At 58.8% G+C, this 21,968-nt stretch carries 17 protein-coding genes and 1 other RNA gene; 12 read left to right on the top strand and 6 right to left on the bottom strand.

The window, feature by feature from the left end:
- Positions 1 to 168 precede the first annotated feature (168 nt).
- Positions 169 to 1,323: a methionine adenosyltransferase gene (gene metK, locus ACEQFP_RS11775; RefSeq protein WP_005282174.1), complete on the bottom strand. Its 1,155-nt coding sequence runs from the start codon at positions 1,321 to 1,323 to the stop codon at positions 169 to 171.
- A gap of 1,046 nt (positions 1,324 to 2,369) precedes the next feature.
- On the opposite strand from metK, the gene speA reads away from it, so the two are divergent.
- Positions 2,370 to 4,286 carry a biosynthetic arginine decarboxylase gene (speA, locus tag ACEQFP_RS11780; protein WP_370547539.1) on the top strand — a complete coding sequence of 639 codons (1,917 nt, stop codon included), beginning with the start codon at positions 2,370 to 2,372 and terminating at the stop codon, positions 4,284 to 4,286.
- Between the two features lie 213 nt (positions 4,287 to 4,499).
- Complete coding sequence (gene speB / locus ACEQFP_RS11785) at positions 4,500 to 5,414, top strand: agmatinase (RefSeq protein ID WP_005282158.1); 915 nt, start codon at positions 4,500 to 4,502, stop codon at positions 5,412 to 5,414.
- Between the two features lie 126 nt (positions 5,415 to 5,540).
- Here the strand turns inward: speB and ACEQFP_RS11790 are convergent, their stop codons facing one another.
- Positions 5,541 to 7,160 carry a sulfatase gene (locus ACEQFP_RS11790; protein WP_370547206.1) on the bottom strand — a complete coding sequence of 540 codons (1,620 nt, stop codon included), beginning with the start codon at positions 7,158 to 7,160 and terminating at the stop codon, positions 5,541 to 5,543.
- A 415-nt stretch (positions 7,161 to 7,575) separates the two neighbouring features.
- Between ACEQFP_RS11790 and tkt the strand changes: the two genes are divergently transcribed.
- From tkt to ACEQFP_RS11825, 7 genes are all read left to right on the top strand, one after another.
- Positions 7,576 to 9,570, top strand: a complete 1,995-nt coding sequence (gene tkt, locus ACEQFP_RS11795) for a transketolase (protein WP_005282153.1) — start codon at positions 7,576 to 7,578, stop codon at positions 9,568 to 9,570.
- A gap of 332 nt (positions 9,571 to 9,902) precedes the next feature.
- The gene (epd, locus tag ACEQFP_RS11800; protein ID WP_035596549.1) at positions 9,903 to 10,928 is read left to right on the top strand and encodes an erythrose-4-phosphate dehydrogenase; all 1,026 of its coding nucleotides are present in this window, start codon (positions 9,903 to 9,905) and stop codon (positions 10,926 to 10,928) included.
- A gap of 57 nt (positions 10,929 to 10,985) precedes the next feature.
- A complete protein-coding gene (gene pgk, locus ACEQFP_RS11805; RefSeq protein WP_005296329.1) occupies positions 10,986 to 12,149 on the top strand; it encodes a phosphoglycerate kinase in 1,164 nt (387 codons plus the stop codon).
- A 111-nt stretch (positions 12,150 to 12,260) separates the two neighbouring features.
- Positions 12,261 to 13,337, top strand: coding sequence for a class II fructose-bisphosphate aldolase (gene fbaA, locus ACEQFP_RS11810; protein ID WP_005296332.1), 1,077 nt, complete (start codon positions 12,261 to 12,263; stop codon positions 13,335 to 13,337).
- 259 nt (positions 13,338 to 13,596) lie between these two features.
- The gene (mscS, locus tag ACEQFP_RS11815) at positions 13,597 to 14,463 is read left to right on the top strand and encodes a small-conductance mechanosensitive channel MscS (RefSeq protein WP_005282142.1); all 867 of its coding nucleotides are present in this window, start codon (positions 13,597 to 13,599) and stop codon (positions 14,461 to 14,463) included.
- Positions 14,464 to 14,621: 158 nt separating this feature from the next.
- Positions 14,622 to 15,239 (top strand): arginine exporter ArgO, encoded by a 618-nt coding sequence (gene argO, locus ACEQFP_RS11820; protein WP_005282141.1) that lies wholly within the window; start codon positions 14,622 to 14,624, stop codon positions 15,237 to 15,239.
- 151 nt (positions 15,240 to 15,390) lie between these two features.
- The gene (locus tag ACEQFP_RS11825; RefSeq protein WP_005296335.1) at positions 15,391 to 16,110 is read left to right on the top strand and encodes an oxidative stress defense protein; all 720 of its coding nucleotides are present in this window, start codon (positions 15,391 to 15,393) and stop codon (positions 16,108 to 16,110) included.
- Positions 16,111 to 16,211: 101 nt separating this feature from the next.
- Here ACEQFP_RS11825 and ACEQFP_RS11830 read toward each other — a convergent pair whose 3' ends face one another.
- Positions 16,212 to 17,105 (bottom strand): LysR family transcriptional regulator ArgP, encoded by an 894-nt coding sequence (locus ACEQFP_RS11830; RefSeq protein ID WP_005282136.1) that lies wholly within the window; start codon positions 17,103 to 17,105, stop codon positions 16,212 to 16,214.
- Between the two features lie 307 nt (positions 17,106 to 17,412).
- On the opposite strand from ACEQFP_RS11830, the gene rpiA reads away from it, so the two are divergent.
- Positions 17,413 to 18,072, top strand: a complete 660-nt coding sequence (gene rpiA, locus ACEQFP_RS11835; RefSeq protein WP_035603976.1) for a ribose-5-phosphate isomerase RpiA — start codon at positions 17,413 to 17,415, stop codon at positions 18,070 to 18,072.
- A gap of 294 nt (positions 18,073 to 18,366) precedes the next feature.
- Complete coding sequence (gene serA / locus ACEQFP_RS11840) at positions 18,367 to 19,605, top strand: phosphoglycerate dehydrogenase (RefSeq protein ID WP_035596552.1); 1,239 nt, start codon at positions 18,367 to 18,369, stop codon at positions 19,603 to 19,605.
- Between the two features lie 37 nt (positions 19,606 to 19,642).
- Here serA and ACEQFP_RS11845 read toward each other — a convergent pair whose 3' ends face one another.
- The 3 genes from ACEQFP_RS11845 to zapA form a co-directional block, all read right to left on the bottom strand.
- Positions 19,643 to 20,302 carry a 5-formyltetrahydrofolate cyclo-ligase gene (locus tag ACEQFP_RS11845; protein ID WP_035596555.1) on the bottom strand — a complete coding sequence of 220 codons (660 nt, stop codon included), beginning with the start codon at positions 20,300 to 20,302 and terminating at the stop codon, positions 19,643 to 19,645.
- A gap of 33 nt (positions 20,303 to 20,335) precedes the next feature.
- Positions 20,336 to 20,517: non-coding RNA, 6S RNA (gene ssrS, locus ACEQFP_RS11850), on the bottom strand.
- 99 nt (positions 20,518 to 20,616) lie between these two features.
- Complete coding sequence (gene zapA / locus ACEQFP_RS11855; protein ID WP_005282128.1) at positions 20,617 to 20,946, bottom strand: cell division protein ZapA; 330 nt, start codon at positions 20,944 to 20,946, stop codon at positions 20,617 to 20,619.
- Positions 20,947 to 21,123: 177 nt separating this feature from the next.
- On the opposite strand from zapA, the gene ACEQFP_RS11860 reads away from it, so the two are divergent.
- Positions 21,124 to 21,693 (top strand): YecA family protein, encoded by a 570-nt coding sequence (locus ACEQFP_RS11860; protein WP_035596558.1) that lies wholly within the window; start codon positions 21,124 to 21,126, stop codon positions 21,691 to 21,693.
- The last annotated feature ends 275 nt before the right edge of the window (positions 21,694 to 21,968 follow it).

The raw sequence follows: 21,968 nt of genomic DNA on the forward strand, positions 1-21,968 counted from the left end.
ACGGTAGACGGTAGACGGTAGACGGTAGACGGTAGACGGTAGACGGTAGACGGTAGACGGTAGACGGTAGACGGTAGACGGTAGCGGATGCGCTGGACAGGGATGCGCGCGGCACCAGGCCGCGCGTCAGCCCCAACAGACGCCGTCGCGCCTGTTGGGTGGCAAGGCTTATTTCAGGCCGGCCGCTTCGCGCAGCAGCGCCGCTTTGTCGGTCTTCTCCCACGGGAACTGCTCGCGCCCGAAGTGGCCGTAGGCTGCGGTCTGGCGATAGATCGGCTGGATCAGATCCAGCATCTGAATCAGGCCGTACGGGCGCAGATCGAAGCATTCGCGGACCAGTTGGATCAGCTGTTCTTGCGCGATTTTCTCCGTGCCAAAGGTCTCTACCATGATGGAAGTCGGCTCGGCGACGCCGATGGCGTAAGAGACCTGGATCTCGCAGCGGTCGGCTAGGCCCGCGGCGACGATGTTTTTGGCGACATAGCGCGCAGCATAGGCGGCTGAACGGTCAACCTTGGACGGATCCTTACCGGAGAAGGCACCGCCACCGTGACGTGCTGCGCCACCGTAGGTGTCGACGATGATCTTACGACCCGTCAGGCCGCAGTCGCCCATCGGGCCGCCGATGACGAAACGCCCGGTCGGGTTGATGAAGTATTTGGTGGCGGCGGAGAGCCACTCGGCCGGCAGGACCGGCTTGATGATCTCTTCCATCACCGCTTCCTGCAACTCTTTCTGACCGATGCTATCGGCATGTTGAGTGGACAGAACCACCGCATCGATACCGGCGATCTTGCCGTCGTCGTACAGGAAGGTGACCTGGCTCTTGGCATCAGGACGCAGCCACGGCAGGGTGCCGTTCTTACGCACCTCGGCCTGACGCTCCATCAGACGATGCGCGTAGGTGATCGGAGCTGGCATCAGCACTTCGGTTTCGTTGGTGGCGTAACCGAACATGATGCCCTGGTCGCCGGCACCCTGTTCCAGCGGGTCACAGCGATCGACGCCCTGGTTGATGTCCGGAGACTGCTTACCGATGGCGCTCAGTACCGCGCAGGAGTTGGCATCGAAGCCCATGTCGGAGCTGACATAGCCGATATCGGCTACGGTCTTACGGGTCAGCTCTTCGATATCGACCCAAGCGTTGGTGGTGATTTCACCGCCGACCAGTACCATCCCGGTCTTAACGTAGGTTTCACAGGCGACGCGTGCCTTGGGGTCCTGTTCCAGGATGGCATCCAGTACGGCGTCGGAGATTTGGTCGGCGATCTTATCCGGATGTCCTTCAGAGACGGATTCGGAGGTGAAAAGGTGTTTGGCCATTGTGTTCTTTACCTTCAAAAGACGGGTTGATTCTACTGCGCTGCGTTGACACTGCGTGCTGCGTGGGGTGAGTCATCAGGGGGAGACATCGTGCGCCCCCTCTGCTGTCTGATGCTTCCTGCAACGCCCCTCAGGCAAAGCCGTTAAGCAGTTTATCGGTTAAAAAGTATAGATGGATTAACATCTGGACGGCTATTCTAGGTCAAGGCACTAGGTTTTTTCCACCCCTTTTTTTGCGGAAACGCACGATAACGGCGCGTCATCGCCCACGCGATGCCGGTGATCGAGGAATCGATATAATTTCATTTTGCTTTTTTGTCTGGTTGTCGGTATAAACGGCGCGCGGCTTACCGGTACATAACGCTTTAACCGGCTTGTTGCTGTTTTTCGGCGTCGATCGCGACGTCGGGCGGCACACTCCGGGGCGGCTATGTGTCCCACTTCCGGCCGAGGAGGGTATGGGTTATCCCTACTGTCAGTTCTATCATGCTGTTAACTTTGAAGTGCTGTCGTGCCAAATGGCAGCGGTGGAGGTGGTTCAGGTAATGATCCGTGTTGAGGCTGTGGTGAAACGAGCTGCTCCCGGCAGCGTCTTGCGTCATGATGACGCGTTTTGCGCAATGCGCCTTCCTTCCTTTTTATCCTCATTTCTTGCTTTTGCCCGATGTTATTTATCCTTGAGATGAAGGCTTGGGTGTACCTCAGGATTCGTGCGCCGTTTACGGCATCTGATGACTGAACAAGGGTAACCTGTGGCGTTCGCTGCAGGCATTTATTCATAGGGGTTGTGCCGTTACAGGCGGTTTCCCCGACCCACGGAGTCAACGACGTGTTTTGTTCTTATGCTGATATCGGCCCGGCATTTCGTCCGGCGCTGAGCTTTGTGGTCACGCCAAAAATCCCGGCGTGTGGGTTGTTCTATGCAGATGATGCTGCGATAGTGACTGGCGCAAAGGTTAGCCACACTGCCATCGAAGGAGTCGCTCGTGTCTGATCTGATTGCACAGTATCCGCAGGATACGGCGGATACTTCCCCGTTGCGTTCCATGCAGGAGGTCGCCATGAGCGATAGTAATGCCAGCAAGATGCTGAGCACCTACAACGTCGCCTATTGGGGTGGCAACTATTACGATGTGAATGAGCTGGGCCACATCTCCGTGTGCCCCGATCCCGATGTGCCGCAGGCGCGCGTCGATCTGACGGCGTTGGCATTACAGATCCAGGCCGATCGCCAGCAGCGCCTGCCGGCGTTGTTCTGTTTCCCGCAGATCCTGCAACATCGCTTGCGCTCGATTAACGCCGCCTTCCGTCGCGCGCGCGCCTCGTTTGGCTACCAGGGGGATTACTTCCTGGTCTACCCGATCAAGGTGAATCAGCAGCGTCGAGTGATCGAGTCGTTGGTCAACTCCGGCGAACCGTTAGGGCTGGAGGCGGGTTCGAAGGCTGAGCTGATGGCGGTGCTGGCCCATGCCGGGATGACGCGTAGTGTCATCGTCTGCAATGGCTATAAGGACCGCGAATACATTCGTCTGGCGCTGATCGGCGAGAAGCTGGGCCATAAGGTTTATCTGGTCATCGAGAAGCTGAGCGAGATCGACCTGGTGCTGGAGGAGGCGCAGCGCCTGAATGTGGTGCCGCGTCTCGGCGTGCGGGCGCGTCTGGCCTCACAGGGCTCCGGTAAGTGGCAGTCTAGCGGCGGCGAGAAGTCTAAGTTTGGTCTGTCGGCGACCCAGGTGTTGCATCTGGTGGAGACACTACGCCAGGCCGGGCATCTGGAGAGTCTGCAACTGCTGCATTTCCATCTCGGTTCGCAGATGGCCAACATTCGTGACATCGCCACCGGGGTGCGTGAGTCGGCTCGTTTCTACGTCGAACTGCATAAGCTGGGTGTGAACATCCAGTGTTTCGACGTCGGCGGCGGCCTGGGGGTCGACTACGAGGGAACCCGTTCCCAGTCGGACTGCTCCGTCAACTACGGTCTGAACGAGTACGCCAACAACGTGATCTGGGGCATAGGCGATGCCTGTAATGAGCATGGCTTACCGCATCCGACGGTGATCACCGAATCGGGACGGGCGGTGACGGCACACCATACGGTGCTGGTCTCCAACATCATCGGCGTGGAGCGTAATGAATTCCCGCAGCCGCAGCAGCCGGCCAGCGATGCGCCGCGTGCGTTGCAGAGCCTCTGGGCCACCTGGGAGGAGATGCAGACGCCGGGCGGCCGCCGCTCGCTGCGCGAATGGCTGCATGACAGCCAGCTCGATCTGCACGACGTCCACAGCCAGTATGCTCACGGCATTCTCAGCCTGAGCCAACGCGCCTGGGCCGAGCAGCAATATTTGGCCATCTGCAATCAGTTGCAGACTCAGTTGGACCCGAGCAATCGCGCCCATCGCCCGATCATCGATGAACTGCAAGAGCGGATGGCCGACAAGCTGTACGTCAACTTCTCGCTGTTCCAGTCGATGCCGGATGCCTGGGGGATCGATCAGCTGTTCCCGGTCCTGCCGCTCAGTGGCTTGGACAAGGTGCCGACGCGCCGCGCCGTGTTGCTGGACATCACCTGCGACTCGGATGGCACCATCGATCACTATATCGATGGCGACGGGGTGGCGACCACCATGCCGATGCCGGAGTACGATCCGCAGGATCCGCCGCTGGTGGGCTTCTTCATGATCGGCGCCTACCAAGAGATCCTCGGCAACATGCATAACCTGTTTGGCGATACCGCCACGGTCGACGTGTATGTGTTCGAGGACGGCAGCGTCGAGGTGGATGAGTCTTACGACGGCAACTCCGTGGCGGAGATGTTGGAGTACGTGCAGCTCGATCCGCAGGTGTTGCTGACGCACTTCCGCGATCAGGTGCGCGCCGCGCAGCTGGATGAGGGCTTACAGGCGCAATTCCTGGAAGAGTTCGAGGCGGGGCTGTACGGGTATACCTACCTGGAAGAGGAGTAAGCGCCGCCGGCGTGCGGTGTGGCAGCGACGTAGGTTGGCGGGCTTGCAGTCCCGCCAGCTTGCCGCCATAATCGACAGCAATACGCTATTTAGCGAACTGATAATCCCTTCCTCGTCGGGCCAACGACGCGGGAGGGATTTTTTTTTCATCGCGACGCCGCCAGTCCGTCGGGCTTCAGGCCACGGCGGCGGGACTTATAATGAGGAGCGAGTATGTGTACTCTAGGGCATAAACCTGATAACTCTTTGGTATCCAACGCATTCGGTTTCCTGCGCCTACCGCTGGACTTCATGCCGTACGACGGCGACGCCGATTGGGTGATCACCGGGGTGCCGTTCGATATGGCCACCTCTGGCCGCGCCGGTGCGCGTCATGGACCGGCGGCGATCCGCCAGGTCTCGACCAATCTGGCCTGGGAAGGTAAGCGTTGGCCGTGGAACTTCGACATGCGCGACCGCCTGAAGGTGGTGGATTGCGGCGATGTGGTGTTCAGCTTCGGCGACGCCCAGGAGATGAGCGATAACTTACAGGCGCATACCGAGCGTCTGCTGGCCAGCGGCAAACGCTGCCTGACCTTCGGCGGTGACCACTTCGTCACCCTGCCGTTGTTGCGCGCCCATGCCAAGCACTTCGGTAAGATGGCGCTGGTACACTTCGACGCGCATACCGATACCTACGCTCACGGCAGCCAGTTCGATCATGGCACCATGTTCTTCCATGCACCCAATGAAGGGTTGATCGATCCGCAGCATTCGGTGCAGATCGGCATTCGTACCGAATACGATCACGACAACGGCTTCACCGTGCTGGATGCCGCTCAGGTGAACGACAGTGGCGTCGAGACGATCCTGGCCGAGGTGAAACGCATCGTCGGCGACATGCCGGTCTATCTGACCTTCGATATCGACTGCTTGGATCCGGCCCATGCGCCGGGCACCGGCACGCCGGTCATCGGCGGATTGACCTCCGATCGCGCCCTGAAATTGGTGCGCGGCCTGCAAGATCTGAACATCGTCGGGATGGATGTGGTGGAAGTGGCGCCGGCCTATGACCAGTCGGAGATCACCGCCCTGGCGGCGGCGACCCTGGCGCTGGAGATGCTCTATATCCAGGCGGCGAAGAAGTAATCCTGCACCAGAGAACGCAGAGGCCGGGCATTGCCCGGCCTTTTTTATGTCTTGCTCCTCTCCGATTATGCCGGGGAATATGTATTCCCGCGACGCCGCCGAGAGGGCCGAGTCTGGTCGCGGCGGTTAACCCGCGCCGCCGTAGGAGGCGCGAGCCTGGCGGTAGAGCGCAAGCCGCACCTCGCGCGCCTTCTCGAACTCCTTGTCCATGATCAGCGGGCGGATCTCCTTCTGGTAGACCTGAATGCTGGTCTCTCCCCGATGGTGCTGATAGCCGACAGGATGGCTACGCCAGCGTCGATCGATGATCGCCTCCTGGCTGTAGAAGGGATCGACCTGGTTACGCACATAGTCGTCGAAACGCGCACGCAGGGCGCGCCGCTGCTCCTGATGCTGCGGCGAGCGAGCCAGGTTGCGGGTTTCGCCCGGATCCTGCTGGAGATCGTACAGTTCTTCTTCCTCATTCTCTTTATAGATAATGTACTTGTAGCGATCAGTACGCAGCATGCGGGCGGGTTGTACGTCCACGTTGCGATCGGTATTCCACTGGGTAATGACCTCATCGCGCCACGCGGCTGGCTGCTCGCCGCGCAGGATCGGCAGCAGCGAGCGGCCATATAGGCCGGGCGGTGGGGTGATCCCGGCGTAGTTGCACAGCGTCGGCACGAGATCGCACAGGGAGGTGAGATGATCGCTGCTGGCCTGCGGGCGGATGCCGGGGCCGGCGAAGACCAGCGGGACGTTGGTCGACTCCTCATAGAACCAGTTCATCTTGGCCACCAGGCGGTGCGCACCCATCGCGTCGCCATGATCGGCGAAGAAGACCACCAGGGTATCGTCGCCGTGGCCGCTGGCACGTAGCGCCGCCAGCACCTGGCCGATGCAGTCGTCGGCTAAGGCGGTAAAGTGGTAGTAGGCCTTGAGATACTGGCGGAAGTTGAGTTCGTTCCAGTTGGCGGACTGCATCACGCGGTTATGGGTGCAGCAGGCGTACTGGATGGCTTGCGGCCGGTTGGGCAGATCGGCGGCGGTGTCGAAGTTATCCAATAGCGGCGGCAGGGGACCCAGCCCGTCGATCTCGCCATGGGGGCCGGCGAAGGCGCCGGTCCAGCCGTTGATGTTATGGGGATTATTGAATTCGATCGCCAGCATAAACGGCGCATCGGCGCCGCGCCCCTTCAGGGTGTCGATATACTTGAGGCTCTCCTGCAGGCAATAGACATCCTCGCGGGTGTCGTAGTCGACCGGATAGGCGGCGGGGCTGTCATAGGGCAGCTCGATCTGTTCGGCACAGTCGAAGCCCTTGAGCGAGCCGTAGTCATGGCGCTTGCCGAAGTGGCGGCACTCATAGCCGGCCTGGCTGAACAGCTCGCCCAGCGTCACCATATCTTGTGGAATGTTCGGGCTGTCGTTGGCGATCACCCCGGTCTGATGCGGCAGGCGTCCAGTCCAGTAGCAGGCGCGCGATGGCGCACACAGCGGGTAGGGGCAGTAGGCGCGTTCGAAGCGAGTGCCGTGGGCGATCAGGCTGTCGATGGCCGGGGTCGTGACCTGCGGGTTGCCATAGCCGCCAACGGCGCGGCGCGCCAGCTGATCGGCGGTGATGATGACGATGTTACGCGGGGGCGTCGCCCGTTGTGGTGCGTTATCTGCGGCACCGTCAGCGGCCAGCGCCGGTGCGCCGAGGGCGACGCCGGCGATCCCGCCGGCGGTACGCTGCAAAAACGCGCGTCGTGAGAGTGTCATAATCGATTCCTTTTTATTGTTCGAAAGCAAAGATAACAATTTGAAACATTGTTTTACCGCGATTGTGATCGCATAACGTACAATCAAAAGGAAAAGAAAGCTTTTTGCTGAGAAAAACGTGGCGATAAGACAGCGGTGGGAAAACCGCCATTTGCGCAATGCAGGTCAATAAAATGCCGCACTTGCGCAATTGCTGCGCAGCACTCAGCGGCGGGGCGAGGAGAGTATGTTACGCTACGCGTCATACGATAAGCCGTAACACATCGCGCGCTCTACTCGGCGGCGTGCATACGCCGGATCGTGGATTTGTGCTCTCCCTCCCTGGCCGCGCCACGATAAGGATTGCCGTTTTCACTCCGAGTCTGAGACAATACGGCGAACCCTTGTTTTCATACAATCCGACTTGGAGTAGAACATGTCCTCTCGTAAAGAGCTTGCCAATGCTATCCGTGCCCTGAGCATGGATGCGGTGCAGAAGGCCAAATCCGGTCACCCGGGCGCCCCGATGGGGATGGCAGATATCGCCGAAGTCCTGTGGCGTGATTACATGAACCATAACCCGGCCAACCCGCACTGGGCCGACCGCGACCGTTTCGTGCTGTCCAACGGCCATGGTTCTATGCTGATCTACAGCCTGTTGCACCTCACCGGCTATGATCTGCCGATGTCCGAGCTGGAAAACTTCCGTCAGCTGCACTCCAAGACCCCAGGTCACCCGGAATACGGTTATACCCCGGGCGTCGAGACCACCACGGGTCCGCTGGGCCAAGGCATTGCCAACGCCGTCGGCATGGCCATTGCCGAGCGTACGCTGGCGGCGCAGTTTAACCGCCCGGGGCATGATATCGTCGACCACTTCACCTATGCCTTTATGGGTGATGGTTGCATGATGGAAGGCATCTCCCACGAAGTCTGCTCCTTAGCCGGTACCCTGAAGCTGGGCAAGCTGATCGCGTTCTACGATGACAACGGGATCTCCATCGACGGCCACGTCGACGGTTGGTTTACCGACGACACCGCCAAGCGTTTCGAAGCCTATGGCTGGCATGTGGTACGTGGCGTCGATGGCCACGATAGCGCCGCGATTAAGGCCGCTATCGAAGAGGCGCGCAGCGTGAGCGATAAGCCGTCTCTGTTGATGTGCAAAACCATCATCGGTTTTGGTTCACCGAACAAGGCCGGTACCCACGATTCCCACGGTGCGCCGTTGGGTGATGCCGAGATCGCTGCGACCCGCGCGCAACTGGGTTGGAACTACCCGCCGTTCGTCATCCCGCCGGAGATCTACGCGCAGTGGGATGCCAAAGAGGCCGGTCTGGCGAAAGAGCAGGCATGGGACGTGCGTTTCGCCGCCTATCAGGCCGCCTTCCCGCAGTTGGCCGCCGAATTCAAACGCCGTATCAACGGCGAACTGCCGGCCAGCTGGGACAGTGAAGCGCGTAAGTTCATCGAGCAGTTGCAGGCGAACCCGGCTAAGATCGCCAGCCGTAAGGCCTCCCAGAATGCGCTGGAAGCCTTCGCTAAGCTGCTACCGGAATTCCTGGGTGGCTCCGCCGACCTGGCACCGAGCAACCTGACCATGTGGTCCGGCTCCAAGGCCCTGAATGAAGATGCCGCAGGCAACTACATTCACTACGGTGTGCGCGAATTCGGCATGACCGCCATCATCAACGGTATCGCGCTGCACGGCGGCTTTATCCCCTACGGTGCCACCTTCCTGATGTTCATGGAATATGCCCGTAACGCCATGCGTATGGCGGCACTGATGAAGATCCGCAACATTCAGGTCTACACCCATGACTCCATCGGTCTGGGCGAAGATGGCCCGACGCACCAGCCGGTCGAGCAGATGGCTAGCCTGCGCACCACGCCAAATATGAACACCTGGCGTCCGTGTGACCAGGTCGAGTCTGCGGTGGCATGGAAGAAGGCCATCGAGCGTCTGGATGGGCCGTCTGCGCTGATCTTCTCTCGTCAGAACCTGACACAGATGGATCGCTCGGCTGAACAGCTGGCGAATATCGAGCGCGGCGCCTACATCCTGCAGGATTGCGACGCACAGCCGGAGCTGATCTTCATCGCTACCGGTTCCGAAGTGGAGCTGGCGATGAAAGCCGCCGCGCAGCTGAGCGCCGAAGGGCGTCAGGTTCGCGTGGTCTCCATGCCGTCAACCGAAGTGTTCGACAAGCAGGATGCCGCCTACCGTGAAGCGGTACTGCCGTCTGCCGTCAGCGCCCGCGTGGCGGTCGAGGCGGGTATCGCCGACTTCTGGTACAAGTATGTCGGTCTGAACGGCGCCGTCGTCGGCATGACCACCTTCGGTGAGTCTGCGCCGGCCGAACAGCTGTTCGTTGAGTTCGGCTTCACCGTCGATAATGTGTTGGCGAAGGCGCGCGCGCTGTTAGGCTAATGCGTCGTTGACGTCGCAGCATGAGAGAACGGGGCTATGGCCCCGTTTTTTTTGGCTCGCGGGTTATCGCCGGGCTGCCCTTTCCCACTTTTGCGCTAAATTTGTGATGGGATGCACGTTTCTATTCAAATTCTCGCTCAAGTCACGCGCTTTTCTCCTACCGTATTTTCTTTGCCCGAGGTTTGGTTTATTCTTAGCTGAAGCGTTTCAGTTGATGGGGCAAGCGGCGACGAATCGATGGGGACAGTGGTGTTTTTGCTGCATAAAGCGATCCTCATGTCGCGGGCATCGATTACTCTGGATCCTCTTTTGCGGATGAGGAATTGAGTGAGATGTCCTTACGTATCGCCATCAATGGTTTTGGGCGCATCGGTCGCAATGTACTGCGGGCGTTGTATGAGTCTGGGCGCCGGGCGCAGATCCAGGTCGTCGCGATTAATGAGTTAGCGGCGTCGGAAGGGATGGCGCACCTGTTGCAGTATGATAGCTGCCATGGCCGCTTTGCCTGGCCGGTGCGTCAGCAGGATGATTGGTTATGGGTCGGGGACGATCGTATCCGCCTGTTGCATCAACCGCAGATCGCGGCGTTGCCGTGGGACGCGTTGCAGGTGGATGTCGTTCTGGACTGTAGCGGCGTTTATGGCAGCCGGGCGGATGGTGAAGCTCATATTCTGGCGGGGGCTGGGAAGGTGTTGTTTTCCCACCCCGGCGGCCATGACCTCGATGCCACGATAGTGTATGGCGTGAATCAGGAGAGTCTGCAGGCGGCGCATCGCATCGTCTCCAATGCCTCCTGTACCACCAACTGTATCATCCCGGTGATTAAGGTGTTGGATGATGCCTTCGGCATTGAATCGGGGGCGGTGACCACCATCCACTCCTCGATGAATGATCAGCCAGTGATCGATGCCTATCACCCGGATTTACGCCGTACTCGCGCGGCCAGCCACTCGATTATTCCGGTGGATACCAAGCTTGCGGCGGGTATCGCACGTGTGCTCCCCCAGTTTCGCGATCGTTTCGAGGCGATCTCGGTACGGGTGCCGACACTGAATGTGACGGCTATCGATCTCAGCGTCAGTGTGCGGGCGGCGGTGCAGGTCGACGAGGTGAACCACTTGCTGCAAAAGGCGGCATCCACCTCATTTCATGGTATAGTTGACTACACAGAATTACCGCTGGTCTCGACCGACTTTAATCACGACCCGCACAGCGCCATCGTGGACGGTACTCAGACGCGGGTGAGTGGTCGGCATTTGATTAAAACGTTGGTCTGGTGTGACAACGAGTGGGGCTTCGCCAACCGGATGTTGGATACCACGCTGGCGATGTCTCAGGCAGTTTCTAATGCGTCGTAGCCGTGCGCGGCGACACAGCTTAAAGCAACTTTTAGAGAATCAATGAGAGGATTCACCATGTCTGTAATTAAGATGACCGATTTGGATCTGGCGGGTAAACGCGTCCTGATCCGTGCGGACCTTAACGTTCCGGTTAAAGACGGTAAAGTGACTTCTGATGCGCGTATCCGTGCGTCCCTGCCGACCATTGAGCTGGCGCTGAAACAGGGTGCGTGCGTGATGGTGACTTCCCATCTGGGCCGTCCGACCGAAGGCGAGTACAACGAAGCGTTCTCTCTGCTGCCGGTGGTGAATTACCTCAAAGATCATCTGAGCGCGCCGGTACGCCTGGCTAAAGATTACCTGGACGGCGTCGATGTCGCACAGGGCGAGCTGGTGGTGCTGGAAAACGTCCGTTTCAACAAAGGTGAGAAGAAGGACGACGAGGTCCTGTCTAAGAAGTATGCCGCACTGTGCGACGTCTTCGTGATGGATGCCTTCGGTACTGCGCACCGCGCCCAGGCGTCTACCCACGGTGTGGGCAAGTTCGCGCCGATCGCCTGTGCCGGTCCGCTGCTGTCTGGTGAGCTGGAAGCGCTGGGCAAGGCCCTGAGCAACCCGGCTCGTCCGATGGTCGCTATCGTCGGTGGTTCTAAAGTCTCCACCAAGCTGACCGTGCTGGATTCCCTGTCCAAGATCGCCGATCAGCTGATCGTCGGTGGCGGCATCGCTAACACCTTCATCGCGGCCGAAGGCCACAATGTGGGTAAATCTCTGTACGAAGCCGACCTGATCCCGGAAGCGAAGAAGCTGCTGACCACCTGCGACATCCCGGTTCCGACCGATGTACGTGTGGCGACCGAGTTCTCTGAAACCGCACCGGCGACCATGAAATCCGTCAGCGAAATCAAAGATGATGAGCAGGTTCTGGATCTGGGCGACGCCTCTGCCGAGCAGCTGGCCGCTATCCTGAAAAACGCGAAGACTATCCTGTGGAACGGCCCGGTCGGCGTCTTCGAGTTCCCGAACTTCCGTAAAGGGACCGAAATCGTGGCTAACGCCATCGCCGAGAGCGACGCGTTCTCTATCGCGGGTGGCGGTGATACGCTGGCGGCGATCGACCTGTTCGGCATCGCCGACAAGATTTCTTACATCTCCACCGGCGGCGGCGCCTTCCTGGAGTTCGTAGAAGGCAAGAAATTGCCGGCCGTGGTGATGCTCGAAGAGCGCGCCAAGCAGTAATACCCGTTAACGGGAGGCCCTCGCGCCTCCCGTTGTTTTATCGCGCCCTGGCGCGCGGTAATGTTGTTCCGATTGGAAAACACTCACGCCCACGAAACAGGACGATTAGACATGTCTAAAATCTTTGATTTTGTTAAACCGGGTGTCATCTCTGGCGATGACGTTCAGAAAGTATTCCAGGTAGCGAAAGAGAACAAATTCGCTCTGCCGGCAGTCAACTGCGTCGGTACCGACTCCATCAACGCGGTTATGGAAGCGGCTGCTAAAGTTCGCGCGCCGATCATCGTTCAGTTCTCTAACGGCGGCGCTGCCTTCATCGCCGGCAAAGGGCTGAAGCTGGAAGGCCAGCAGGCGGCCATCCTCGGTGCGATCGCCGGTGCACACCATGTTCATCAGATGGCCGAGCACTACGGTGTTCCGGTTATCCTGCACACCGACCACTGCGCCAAGAAACTGCTGCCGTGGCTGGACGGGCTGCTGGATGCGGGCGAGAAGCACTTCGCCGCGACCGGTAAGCCGCTGTTTTCTTCTCACATGATCGACCTGTCTGAAGAGTCTCTGGAAGAGAACATCGAGATCTGCTCTCAGTACCTGGCACGTATGGCCAAGATCGGCATGACCCTGGAGCTGGAACTGGGTTGTACCGGCGGTGAAGAAGATGGCGTGGACAACAGCCATCTGGACAACTCCGCGCTGTATACTCAGCCGGAAGATGTCGATTACGCCTACACCAAACTGAACGCGATCAGCCCGCGTTTCACCATCGCCGCCTCCTTCGGTAACGTACACGGCGTGTACAAGCCGGGCAACGTGCAGCTGACGCCGGTGATCCTGAAAAACTCTCAGGAGTATGTTTCCAAGAAACATAACCTGCCGCACAACAGCCTGAACTTCGTCTTCCACGGTGGTTCTGGTTCAACCGCCGCAGAGATCAAAGAAGCGGTCAGCTACGGTGTGGTGAAGATGAATATCGACACCGATACTCAGTGGGCGACCTGGGAAGGCGTGCTGAAGTACTACAAGAAGAACGAAGGCTATCTGCAGGGCCAGCTGGGTAACCCGGAAGGCGACGATAAGCCGAACAAGAAATACTACGATCCGCGTGTATGGCTGCGTGCCGGCCAGACCGGGATGATCGAGCGTCTGGAACTGGCGTTCAAAGAACTGAACTGCATTGACGTACTGTAATCGTCGCGACGCGTTGAGAAACCCCGCCTAGGCGGGGTTTTTTTATGCGGCGCATCCGCCGCGGCTATGCCGAGGATGAATAAAAATTAGTAATTATAAGTTTTTATTTTCAGATTTTTAGTGTGAATGAAAAGTGGAGTCTCTCGCTATTGTTAGCTACTCTGAAGCTGTTTTGGGCCGCGATCTGTGGCCTGCTTTTGCCTGTGCCGTCGACGAATGGGCCGCGGGCAGACAATGATATTGGAGGTTAAACAATAAGATGAAAGAATTGGATGTGGTAGATGGGATTCAAAACGCCGGTGGCTGGATCCTGCGTAATCAGGATCTGCTGTTGAGCTATGCCGTCAATCTGGTCGCCGCGGTGGTGATCCTGATCGTCGGTTCGTTGGTCGCGCGCGGCATCTCTTCGACGCTGACCCGCTTGCTGAAGGCGCGCGGCCTGGATGTGACGGTGGTTCACTTCCTGGCGGCGATGGTCCGTTACGGTATTTTAGCGTTCACCATTATCGCCGCCCTGGGGCGTCTCGGCGTACAGACCACCTCGGTGATCGCGGTACTCGGCGCCGCCGGTTTGGCTATTGGCCTGGCGCTGCAAGGCTCGCTGTCTAACTTCGCCGCCGGTGTCCTGCTGGTGCTGTTCCGCCCGTTCCGCGCCGGTGAGGTAGTGGATTTAGGCGGTGTGGTGGGGACGGTGCGTGAGGTGCAGATCTTCTCGACCACCCTGGCGACGGCGGACAACAAGATTATCGTGGTGCCTAACGGTAAGATCATCGCCGGCAACATCATCAACTTCTCGCGCGAACCGAAACGGCGCGTCGATATCACCGTCGGGGTGGCGTATGACGCCGATATCGATGTGGTGAAGCGGGTGCTCGGCGAGGTCGTCGCGGCGGATACGCGTATTCTGCATGACGATGGCGTGACCATTCGCTTGAACGAGATGGCGGCCTCCTCACTCAATTTTGTGGTGCGTGTCTGGAGTAATAACGCCGACTACTGGGCCATCTATTTTGATCTGATGGAGAACTTTAAGCGCGCGTTGGATGCCAATAATATCGGCATTCCCTTCCCACAGATGGATGTGCACCTCTACCGTAGCCAGGTTAGCAAGGCTCGCGCCGAGTAACCGCCCCCGCTTGCTGGCCGGGCCTGCCCTGGCCAGCAACGATAAGCCCGCCTAATCGCCGATAAGAAATCCCCATTTCCGCTCTCCTACGCAGTTGATTATGATGTCTCGCATCCGCTCATTGTGCTAATTGCTCAATTTTTAAGGAAATATTCATCATGTTCTCCATCTTTGCTCAGGGCTTCGCCCTGGGTGCGGCCCTGATTTTGCCCTTGGGACCGCAGAATCTGTTCGTGCTTAACCATGGCATCCATCGTCACCACCATCTGACCATTGCCAGCCTGTGTGCCCTGAGCGATTTGCTGCTGATCTGCGCCGGTGTCTTCGGTGGCAGTGCGCTGTTATTGCGCTCGCCGCTGTTGTTACAGGGGGTGACTTGGGGCGGGGTGGCCTTTCTGTTGTGGTATGGCTGGGGCGCTTGGCGAGCCGCCTGGCGTCCGGCGACGACGGAGCGGGACGATAGCCTATTACAGCAGGGGCGCTGGCGTATCATCGTCACCCTGTTGGCCGTCACTTGGCTCAATCCGCATGTCTATCTGGATACCTTCGTGGTGTTGGGCAGCTTGGGGGGGCAGCTGTTGGCGGAGCCGCGTCGCTGGTTCGCCTTCGGCGCGGTGAGCGCCTCGGTGGTGTGGTTCTTTAGTCTGGCGCTGTTGGCCGCTTGGTTGGCACCCTGGCTGCGGCGTCCCCGGGCGCAACGCGCCATCAATCTGTTGGTCGGTGCGGTAATGTGGTTTATCGCGCTGGAGCTGGCGCGCCAAGGATGGGCACAGTAGGCAATTATCCGATACCCGTCATGCCGTTGGCGCGCTATGCTATTTGGGAGTCTACCGCTACGGCGGTGGGAAATGGCCGGGAGGTACGCTATCCCGGTGTGTGGCACAGGGCGACTCCCCTGGCAATGAGGCAGTAAAGCGGAGGATAAGCGTGAAACTAACAGTATTGGCCTTGGCCGCAATGATGGGTGTCGGTGGGGTAGCGTTGAATGCGCAGGCGGCCGAGATGCCAGAAGGTCCGCATGTGGTGACGTCGGGCACCGCCAGCGTCGACGCCGTTCCTGATATGGCGACCCTGACCTTCCAGGTCAGCGCCAGTGCCAAGGATGCCGCCGGTGCCAAGTCGCAGGTTGATCAACGCGTGGCGAAATATTTCGACTTTTTAAAGCGTAACGGTATCGAGACGCAGGATATCAGCGCCGCCAACCTGTATACCATGCCGGAGTATGATTACCAGAAGGATGGTAAGAGCCAGCTGAAGGGCTATCGCGCGGTGCGTACCGTGCAGGTCACACTGCGTCAGCTCGATAAGTTAAACAGCCTGCTGGATGGCGCCTTAAAGGCGAACCTCAACGAGATCCGCTCCGTCGAGCTGGGTGTCGCCAAGCCGGAGGTGTATCGCGAGCAGGCGCGCCAGATGGCGATCAAGAATGCGATCTCCCAGGCCGAGTCGCTGGCGCAGGGCTTTGGCGTCAAGCTGGGGCCGGTGTATAGCATCCGTTATCATGTTTCCAACTTCCAACCGGAGCCGGTGACGCGCATGTATGCGGCGGCCCCTTCGGCGAATCAGACCTCGGCGGCGCAGACTTATGAGCAACAGACTATTCACTTCGACGATCGCGTCGAGGTGGTGTTTAATCTGAATAAATAACGACTGGTCGGTGAGTGACGGGATCGAATGCGATCCCGTTTTTTTTATGTGTGCTTATGCCTACTCCGTTTCGGCCTGATGGCGACGCCGAAAGCGGAGGATCAGTCCTGGCGCAGGACGTTACGGCCGTGGCTGAGCAGCGCATCGGTGACGCGGCGCATCAGGCGGCTCTCCGGGGCGAAACGGTGCCAATAGAGCATGCGGCGCTGTACCATCCCGGGGGTCAAATCGACTAAGACGCCCTCGCGGAGCTCCCGCTCGACCTGCAGGTGCGGCAGCATACAGCAGGTGGTGCCTTGAAGCGCCAATTGGACGAAGGCCTCGGAGGAGTTGACGATGTGGCAGGGCACACTCCCCGGCGGCAGCTCGAAGTTTTGCTGCAGGAAGGCCTGGTGCATGTCGTCCAGATGGTCGAATGCCACCGCCGGCGCTTTGAGCAGGGAGGAGCGTGTCACTCCGTTAGGGAAGTAGCGCTCGGCGAAGGCGGGCGAGGCGCAGAACAGATAGTCTAAGGCGCCCAGGCGATCCACCAGGCAACTCGGCAGCGGCTGAGGCTGCAAACTCACCGCCCCGACCACCTCACCACGCCGCAGGCGTTCCTGAGTGCGACTTTCGTCTTCGACCTGTAGGTTGAGGCGCAACGGGGAGTCGGCTAAGACGGGTTTGAGCGCTGGCAGCAACCAGGTCGCCAGACTGTCGGCGTTGACCGCCAGAGAGAGCAGCAGAGGGCCATCACTGCTATTGTCGTTGCCCAGCCACTCCTCTTCCAACAATTCGACCTGATGCAGTAGCGCGAGGAGACGCTGTCCTTGCTCGGTCGGACGCGGCGGTACGGTACGCACCAGCAGCGGTTGACCAAAGAGATTTTCCAGTTGCTTGATGCGTTGCGATACCGCCGACTGCGTGATGCAAAGTTTCTGTGCCGCGCGTTCGAAGCCGCGCTCGCGGATGACAGCGTCCAGTGCCTGCAAGGTCCGGTAGTCCGGGCGTTTCATTATGGTCTTTATCCCCTTGGATCCATTTTTTGTTATCGGTAAAGCGCAATTGCTCACGTTGGAAAACGGCACAAGCGAACTATCCCCCTCGTGGAGAGGGAGGCTCGAGTCAGGCGCCGCGTGGCGGCTGGCGGCGTGGCCGTTACCGCAATATGCCACATTTTTCCGCTTGTCGCGGATAAAATCGGGGGGTGCAACGGGAAAAACACAGGACGAGGGCGTAAATTTGCGCTCCCATGGTGGGGTATTTTCGTGCGCTGCTCTATAATACGCACACGTTTTCGTAGCAAAGTCCATAGGATACGGTATGACGCAGGATGAATTGAAGAAAGCTGTGGGTTGGGCCGCATTGAAGTATGTGCAGCCCGGTACGATTGTTGGGGTTGGCACCGGCTCCACCGCCTCTCATTTTATTGATGCGCTGGCGACCATGAAGGGGCAGATCGAAGGCGCAGTCTCTAGCTCCGATGCCTCCACCGCCAAGCTGAAGAGCCTGGGGATCCCGGTATTCGACCTCAATGAGGTGGATGCGCTGGATATCTATGTGGATGGCGCGGATGAGATCAATCACGCGATGCAGATGATCAAGGGCGGCGGCGCGGCGTTGACGCGCGAGAAGATCGTCGCCGCGGTGGCGAAGAAGTTTGTCTGTATCGTCGATGCTTCTAAGCAGGTCGATATCCTGGGTAACTTCCCGTTGCCGGTCGAGGTGATCCCGATGGCGCGCTCCTACGTGGCGCGAGAGCTGGTGAAACTCGGTGGTCAGCCGGTATACCGCCAGGGGGTGCTCACCGATAACGGTAATGTGATCCTGGATGTACACAATCTGCAGATCATGGAGCCCTGCAAGCTGGAAAACGCCATCAACGCCATCGCCGGTGTGGTGACGGTGGGGCTGTTTGCCAATCGTGGTGCCGATGTGGTGTTGGTCGGCTGCGCGGAGGGGGTGAAAACCCTGACGGCCTGATCGTGTCGGGGTGCCCTCGCTGGATGGGGCACCCTAGTCGCTACACCCATTTTTTTCTGCACGCCGAGAATTCGGTGACATCTATCACAGAATTGCCGCCATTCAATTTTTCCCGCTGATAGCTCGTTGTTTATTAAAATTTTCCGCAACTTTTCGCTACCCCGTCGTGCGCATTCGTCGGAGGCCGACTCCTGCCATGGCTTGCCGCCGAGGTAAATTTTGTTATGTTGACTAGAGTTTAAACAAACCATCTGCATAACACACATACGCTTTTCTCGGACAGTAGGGTAGATCATGGCCAAAGTTTCTATGGATAAGGATAAGATTAAGTTTTTGCTGGTAGAGGGCGTACATCAAAGCGCCGTCGAGGTGTTACGGGCCGCCGGTTATAACAACATCGAATACCATAAGGGCGCGCTGGATAGCGCAGCGTTGTGCGAGGCGATCCGTGACGCGCACTTTATCGGCCTGCGTTCGCGGACTCAGTTGAGCGAAGAGATGTTCGCCGCGGCAGAGAAGCTGGTGGCGGTAGGCTGCTTCTGCATCGGCACCAACCAGGTCGATCTGGCGGCGGCACAGCGCCGTGGGATACCGGTATTTAACGCCCCCTTCTCCAACACCCGCTCGGTGGCGGAGATGGTGTTGGGAGAGATCCTACTGTTATTGCGTAATATTCCCGAGGCCAATGCCCGCGCCCATCGTGGCGAATGGAACAAGCTGGCGGCTGGCTGCTATGAGGCGCGCGGCAAGAAGCTAGGGATCATCGGCTATGGCCATATCGGTACCCAATTGGGGATCTTGGCGGAAGGGATCGGTATGGATGTCTATTTTTATGACATCGAAGGCAAGCTGCCGCTGGGCAATGCCACCCAGGTGCGCCATCTGTCTGAGCTGCTTAACATGAGCGACGTGGTGTCATTGCATGTTCCGGAGACGGCGTCGACCCGCAATATGATCGGTGAGGCGGAGCTGGCGCGTATGAAGCCGGGGGCAATCCTGATCAACGCGGCACGCGGCACGGTAGTGGATATCGATGCGCTATGCCAGGCATTGGAGAGCCGCCATCTCAGCGGGGCCGCTATCGATGTCTTCCCGACGGAGCCGGCCACCAACAGCGATCCCTTCACCTCACCGCTGTGCCGTTTCGATAACGTGTTACTGACGCCGCATATCGGTGGCTCGACGCAGGAGGCACAGCAGAATATCGGGGTCGAGGTGGCCGGTAAGCTGGCGAAGTATTCCGATAACGGTTCGACACTGTCGGCGGTAAATTTCCCGCAGGTTTCGTTGCCGATGCATGAGGAGCATGTCAGCCGCCTGCTACATATTCATGAAAACCGCCCCGGGATGTTGAAGGCGATCAACCAGATCTTTGCCGAGGAGGGGGTGAACATCGCCGCTCAGTATCTGCAAACGACACCGACCATCGGTTATGTGGTGATCGATGTCGAGACGGAGGTCGAGCGCGCCGAAGCGGCGCTACAGCGTATGCGCGCCATCCCCGGCACCGTGCGGGCCCGTTTATTATACTAAGCCCCTTAAGGCCGTCGCGGGAGTGGCGGCCTCAGCGTTAGCCCGGCGAGGGCGCGGCGTGAGGCGTGTCCTCCATTGCTCCGGCCTGAGGCCAGCGGTAGTGCGCCGATGGCGTGATGATCTCCGGCAGGGGGACATCCCAGTCGGCTACGGGCAGGGTTGCTACACGCTGGCAGTCGTGTGCGATCCCAATCGGATAGGGCCCCAATCCCCGTTGTCGCCGTGGGCGCCAATGGGCCAGGGTTCGATCGTAAAAACCGCCGCCCATGCCGAGCCGGTTGCCCGCGGTATCGAAGGCGACCAGTGGTGTCAGCATCAGGTCTAGCCGTGCCAAGGGGACGACGCGTGTCGCATCCAGGCAGGGCTCGTGGATGCCAAACGCGTTGCGGCGCATCGCCGTTTCCGGCGTGTAACGCAAAAAGAGCAGTTGGCCACGGCTGAAGGGGTGTAATACCGGCAGGGCGACCTGGTGGCCGCGTTGCCACAGGGCGGTGATCAAGGGTCGCGTATCGGGCTCGCCATCAAAGGGAAGATACAGGGCGATGTGACATGGACGGGCCAGATAGGGCAGCGCCAGTAGGCGATCCTTCAGATCCAAGGCGGCTTGATGTTGCTGCGTCGGCGACAGCGAACGTCGCAATGCGCGTTGGCGTTGACGGAAAGCGTGACGGGATGTGAACGCGAGGTCCTGAGGCATGGAGTCGACTCCGTGGCAGGATTGGCGTATTAGGGAATCTCCGAGGTGCCGTAGCAGGCTGTAACCCTTGAACCCGCGGTTCAAGGTGAACGTAACGTCGCAACTTTAAGGCTTCTCGGAGACCGAGCATGCTCACCGGTTGTGGAGCGCCACATTCTTAAGGTTTGAAATATCGGCTCAGGGGACTGGCCCGCGCACGAACACCTCAGAGAAATTTGGAATCTTGCTGTTTTCTTACTGTTTATACTAACACAACTTGCACTTTATGGAACGCTTTTCTTTGTAAATTTTGTTGTATAATCAGTAAGTTAATTTTACTCAAAAGAAGTACCGGGACGCTCGGTAATGCGTCCTTGCTCCAGCAGCGCCTGCTCTATCGTCTGCTGCAACATGCGGATCCTTTGCTCCATATTGGCGGCATAATCGCGGGTTTTCAACCGCTCCTGTGCCAGTTCGTGACACACATTCAACGCCGCAATGAAGACCAGTTGTTCCGTATTGGTGACTCTAGTGCGAACTTTTAGATCTTGCAACCGCTGATTCAGATCCTCCGCGGCCTGGTTCAAAGCATCCAGTTGTTCTGGCGGACAATTAACACGCAGTGCGCGGCCAAAAATTTGAATATCTACCGGCTGTGCAGACATACTACCTTCCCGCTCAATTTTGCGCCGCGTCCCCCCGGGAACGCTGTGGGCGCTAACTATATCTACCCCGCTATGCAGTGACAAGCCCTCGGCTTGCGATACGGCCCTTTCTGGTATAGCGACTCATCTTAGTGGTAGCATAACACGAACTTTACCTGTCAACGATGACCAATACGTATGTCTACAGAGAATAGCTTGGCGGATTACGCCGTACTGACGCAGGCCTTACAGCAACAGGGGGTGGCACTGACCGCCGCCGAGATGCATGGCTTAGTGAGCGGATTGTTGTGTGGCGGCAACCGTGATGCGAGCTGGCTGACGCTGGTACATGATCTGACGAATGAAGGGGTGGCCTTCTCCCAGTCACTCGCCCAGCCGCTACAGGCGCTCTATGCGCAGACGCGCGCGACCTTAGAGGGTGACGAGTTCGCTTTTCAACTGTTGCTGCCCACAGAAGAGGAGGCCTCGGTGTTCGTGCGTGCCGATGCCTTGGCTGGCTGGGTGAACCACTTCCTGTTGGGATTGGGCATGATGCAGGCCAAGTTGGGCCAGGTGAAGGGCGAGGTGGGTGAGTCGATCGACGATCTGCGCAGCATCGCTCAACTGGGCTACGATGAGGACGAGGATCAGGAGGAGCTGGCTCACTCGTTGGAGGAGGTGGCCGAATATGTGCGTATGGCCGCCATGCTATGCCACGGTGAGTTCCACCAACAGGATGCGGCGCCGGCACAGCCTCAACTGCACTAATCTCCTCGCCGCCACGGCGCAATGCCGTGGCGTGTCAGCGTAACCGCGGCGTAGATCTTCATCATCGCTGTCGGCGCCTGATTGGATCGCTGCCGCCTTTCCTTAGGGAGTCGACGCCATGGGCTGTCGATGCTATTTGCCTTACCCTTTGTTTTTCCTATCGTGGTAGTCTAGACCCAATGCGTACTGTTCACGCGCGCACGGACGGATTAGGCGCCATGGCACGCACAGCCTCCTTTATCCAATGACCGCTACAGGCTTGTGTCGTGGGGCAC

Origin of the sequence: Edwardsiella sp. A.80236 (assembly GCF_044540725.1) — a bacterium.
Lineage (GTDB): Bacteria > Pseudomonadota > Gammaproteobacteria > Enterobacterales > Enterobacteriaceae > Edwardsiella > Edwardsiella tarda.

Coding starts and splice junctions, on each gene's coding strand:
- rpiA (WP_035603976.1), top strand. CDS start 17,413: ATGACGCAGGATGAATTGAAGAAAGCTGTGGGTTGGGCCGCATTGAAG.
- ACEQFP_RS11845 (WP_035596555.1), bottom strand. CDS start 20,302: ATGCCTCAGGACCTCGCGTTCACATCCCGTCACGCTTTCCGTCAACGC.
- epd (WP_035596549.1), top strand. CDS start 9,903: ATGTCCTTACGTATCGCCATCAATGGTTTTGGGCGCATCGGTCGCAAT.
- pgk (WP_005296329.1), top strand. CDS start 10,986: ATGTCTGTAATTAAGATGACCGATTTGGATCTGGCGGGTAAACGCGTC.
- fbaA (WP_005296332.1), top strand. CDS start 12,261: ATGTCTAAAATCTTTGATTTTGTTAAACCGGGTGTCATCTCTGGCGAT.
- zapA (WP_005282128.1), bottom strand. CDS start 20,946: ATGTCTGCACAGCCGGTAGATATTCAAATTTTTGGCCGCGCACTGCGT.
- speA (WP_370547539.1), top strand. CDS start 2,370: ATGCAGGAGGTCGCCATGAGCGATAGTAATGCCAGCAAGATGCTGAGC.
- metK (WP_005282174.1), bottom strand. CDS start 1,323: ATGGCCAAACACCTTTTCACCTCCGAATCCGTCTCTGAAGGACATCCG.
- speB (WP_005282158.1), top strand. CDS start 4,500: ATGTGTACTCTAGGGCATAAACCTGATAACTCTTTGGTATCCAACGCA.
- ACEQFP_RS11860 (WP_035596558.1), top strand. CDS start 21,124: ATGTCTACAGAGAATAGCTTGGCGGATTACGCCGTACTGACGCAGGCC.
- tkt (WP_005282153.1), top strand. CDS start 7,576: ATGTCCTCTCGTAAAGAGCTTGCCAATGCTATCCGTGCCCTGAGCATG.
- ACEQFP_RS11790 (WP_370547206.1), bottom strand. CDS start 7,160: ATGACACTCTCACGACGCGCGTTTTTGCAGCGTACCGCCGGCGGGATC.
- mscS (WP_005282142.1), top strand. CDS start 13,597: ATGAAAGAATTGGATGTGGTAGATGGGATTCAAAACGCCGGTGGCTGG.
- ACEQFP_RS11830 (WP_005282136.1), bottom strand. CDS start 17,105: ATGAAACGCCCGGACTACCGGACCTTGCAGGCACTGGACGCTGTCATC.
- serA (WP_035596552.1), top strand. CDS start 18,367: ATGGCCAAAGTTTCTATGGATAAGGATAAGATTAAGTTTTTGCTGGTA.
- argO (WP_005282141.1), top strand. CDS start 14,622: ATGTTCTCCATCTTTGCTCAGGGCTTCGCCCTGGGTGCGGCCCTGATT.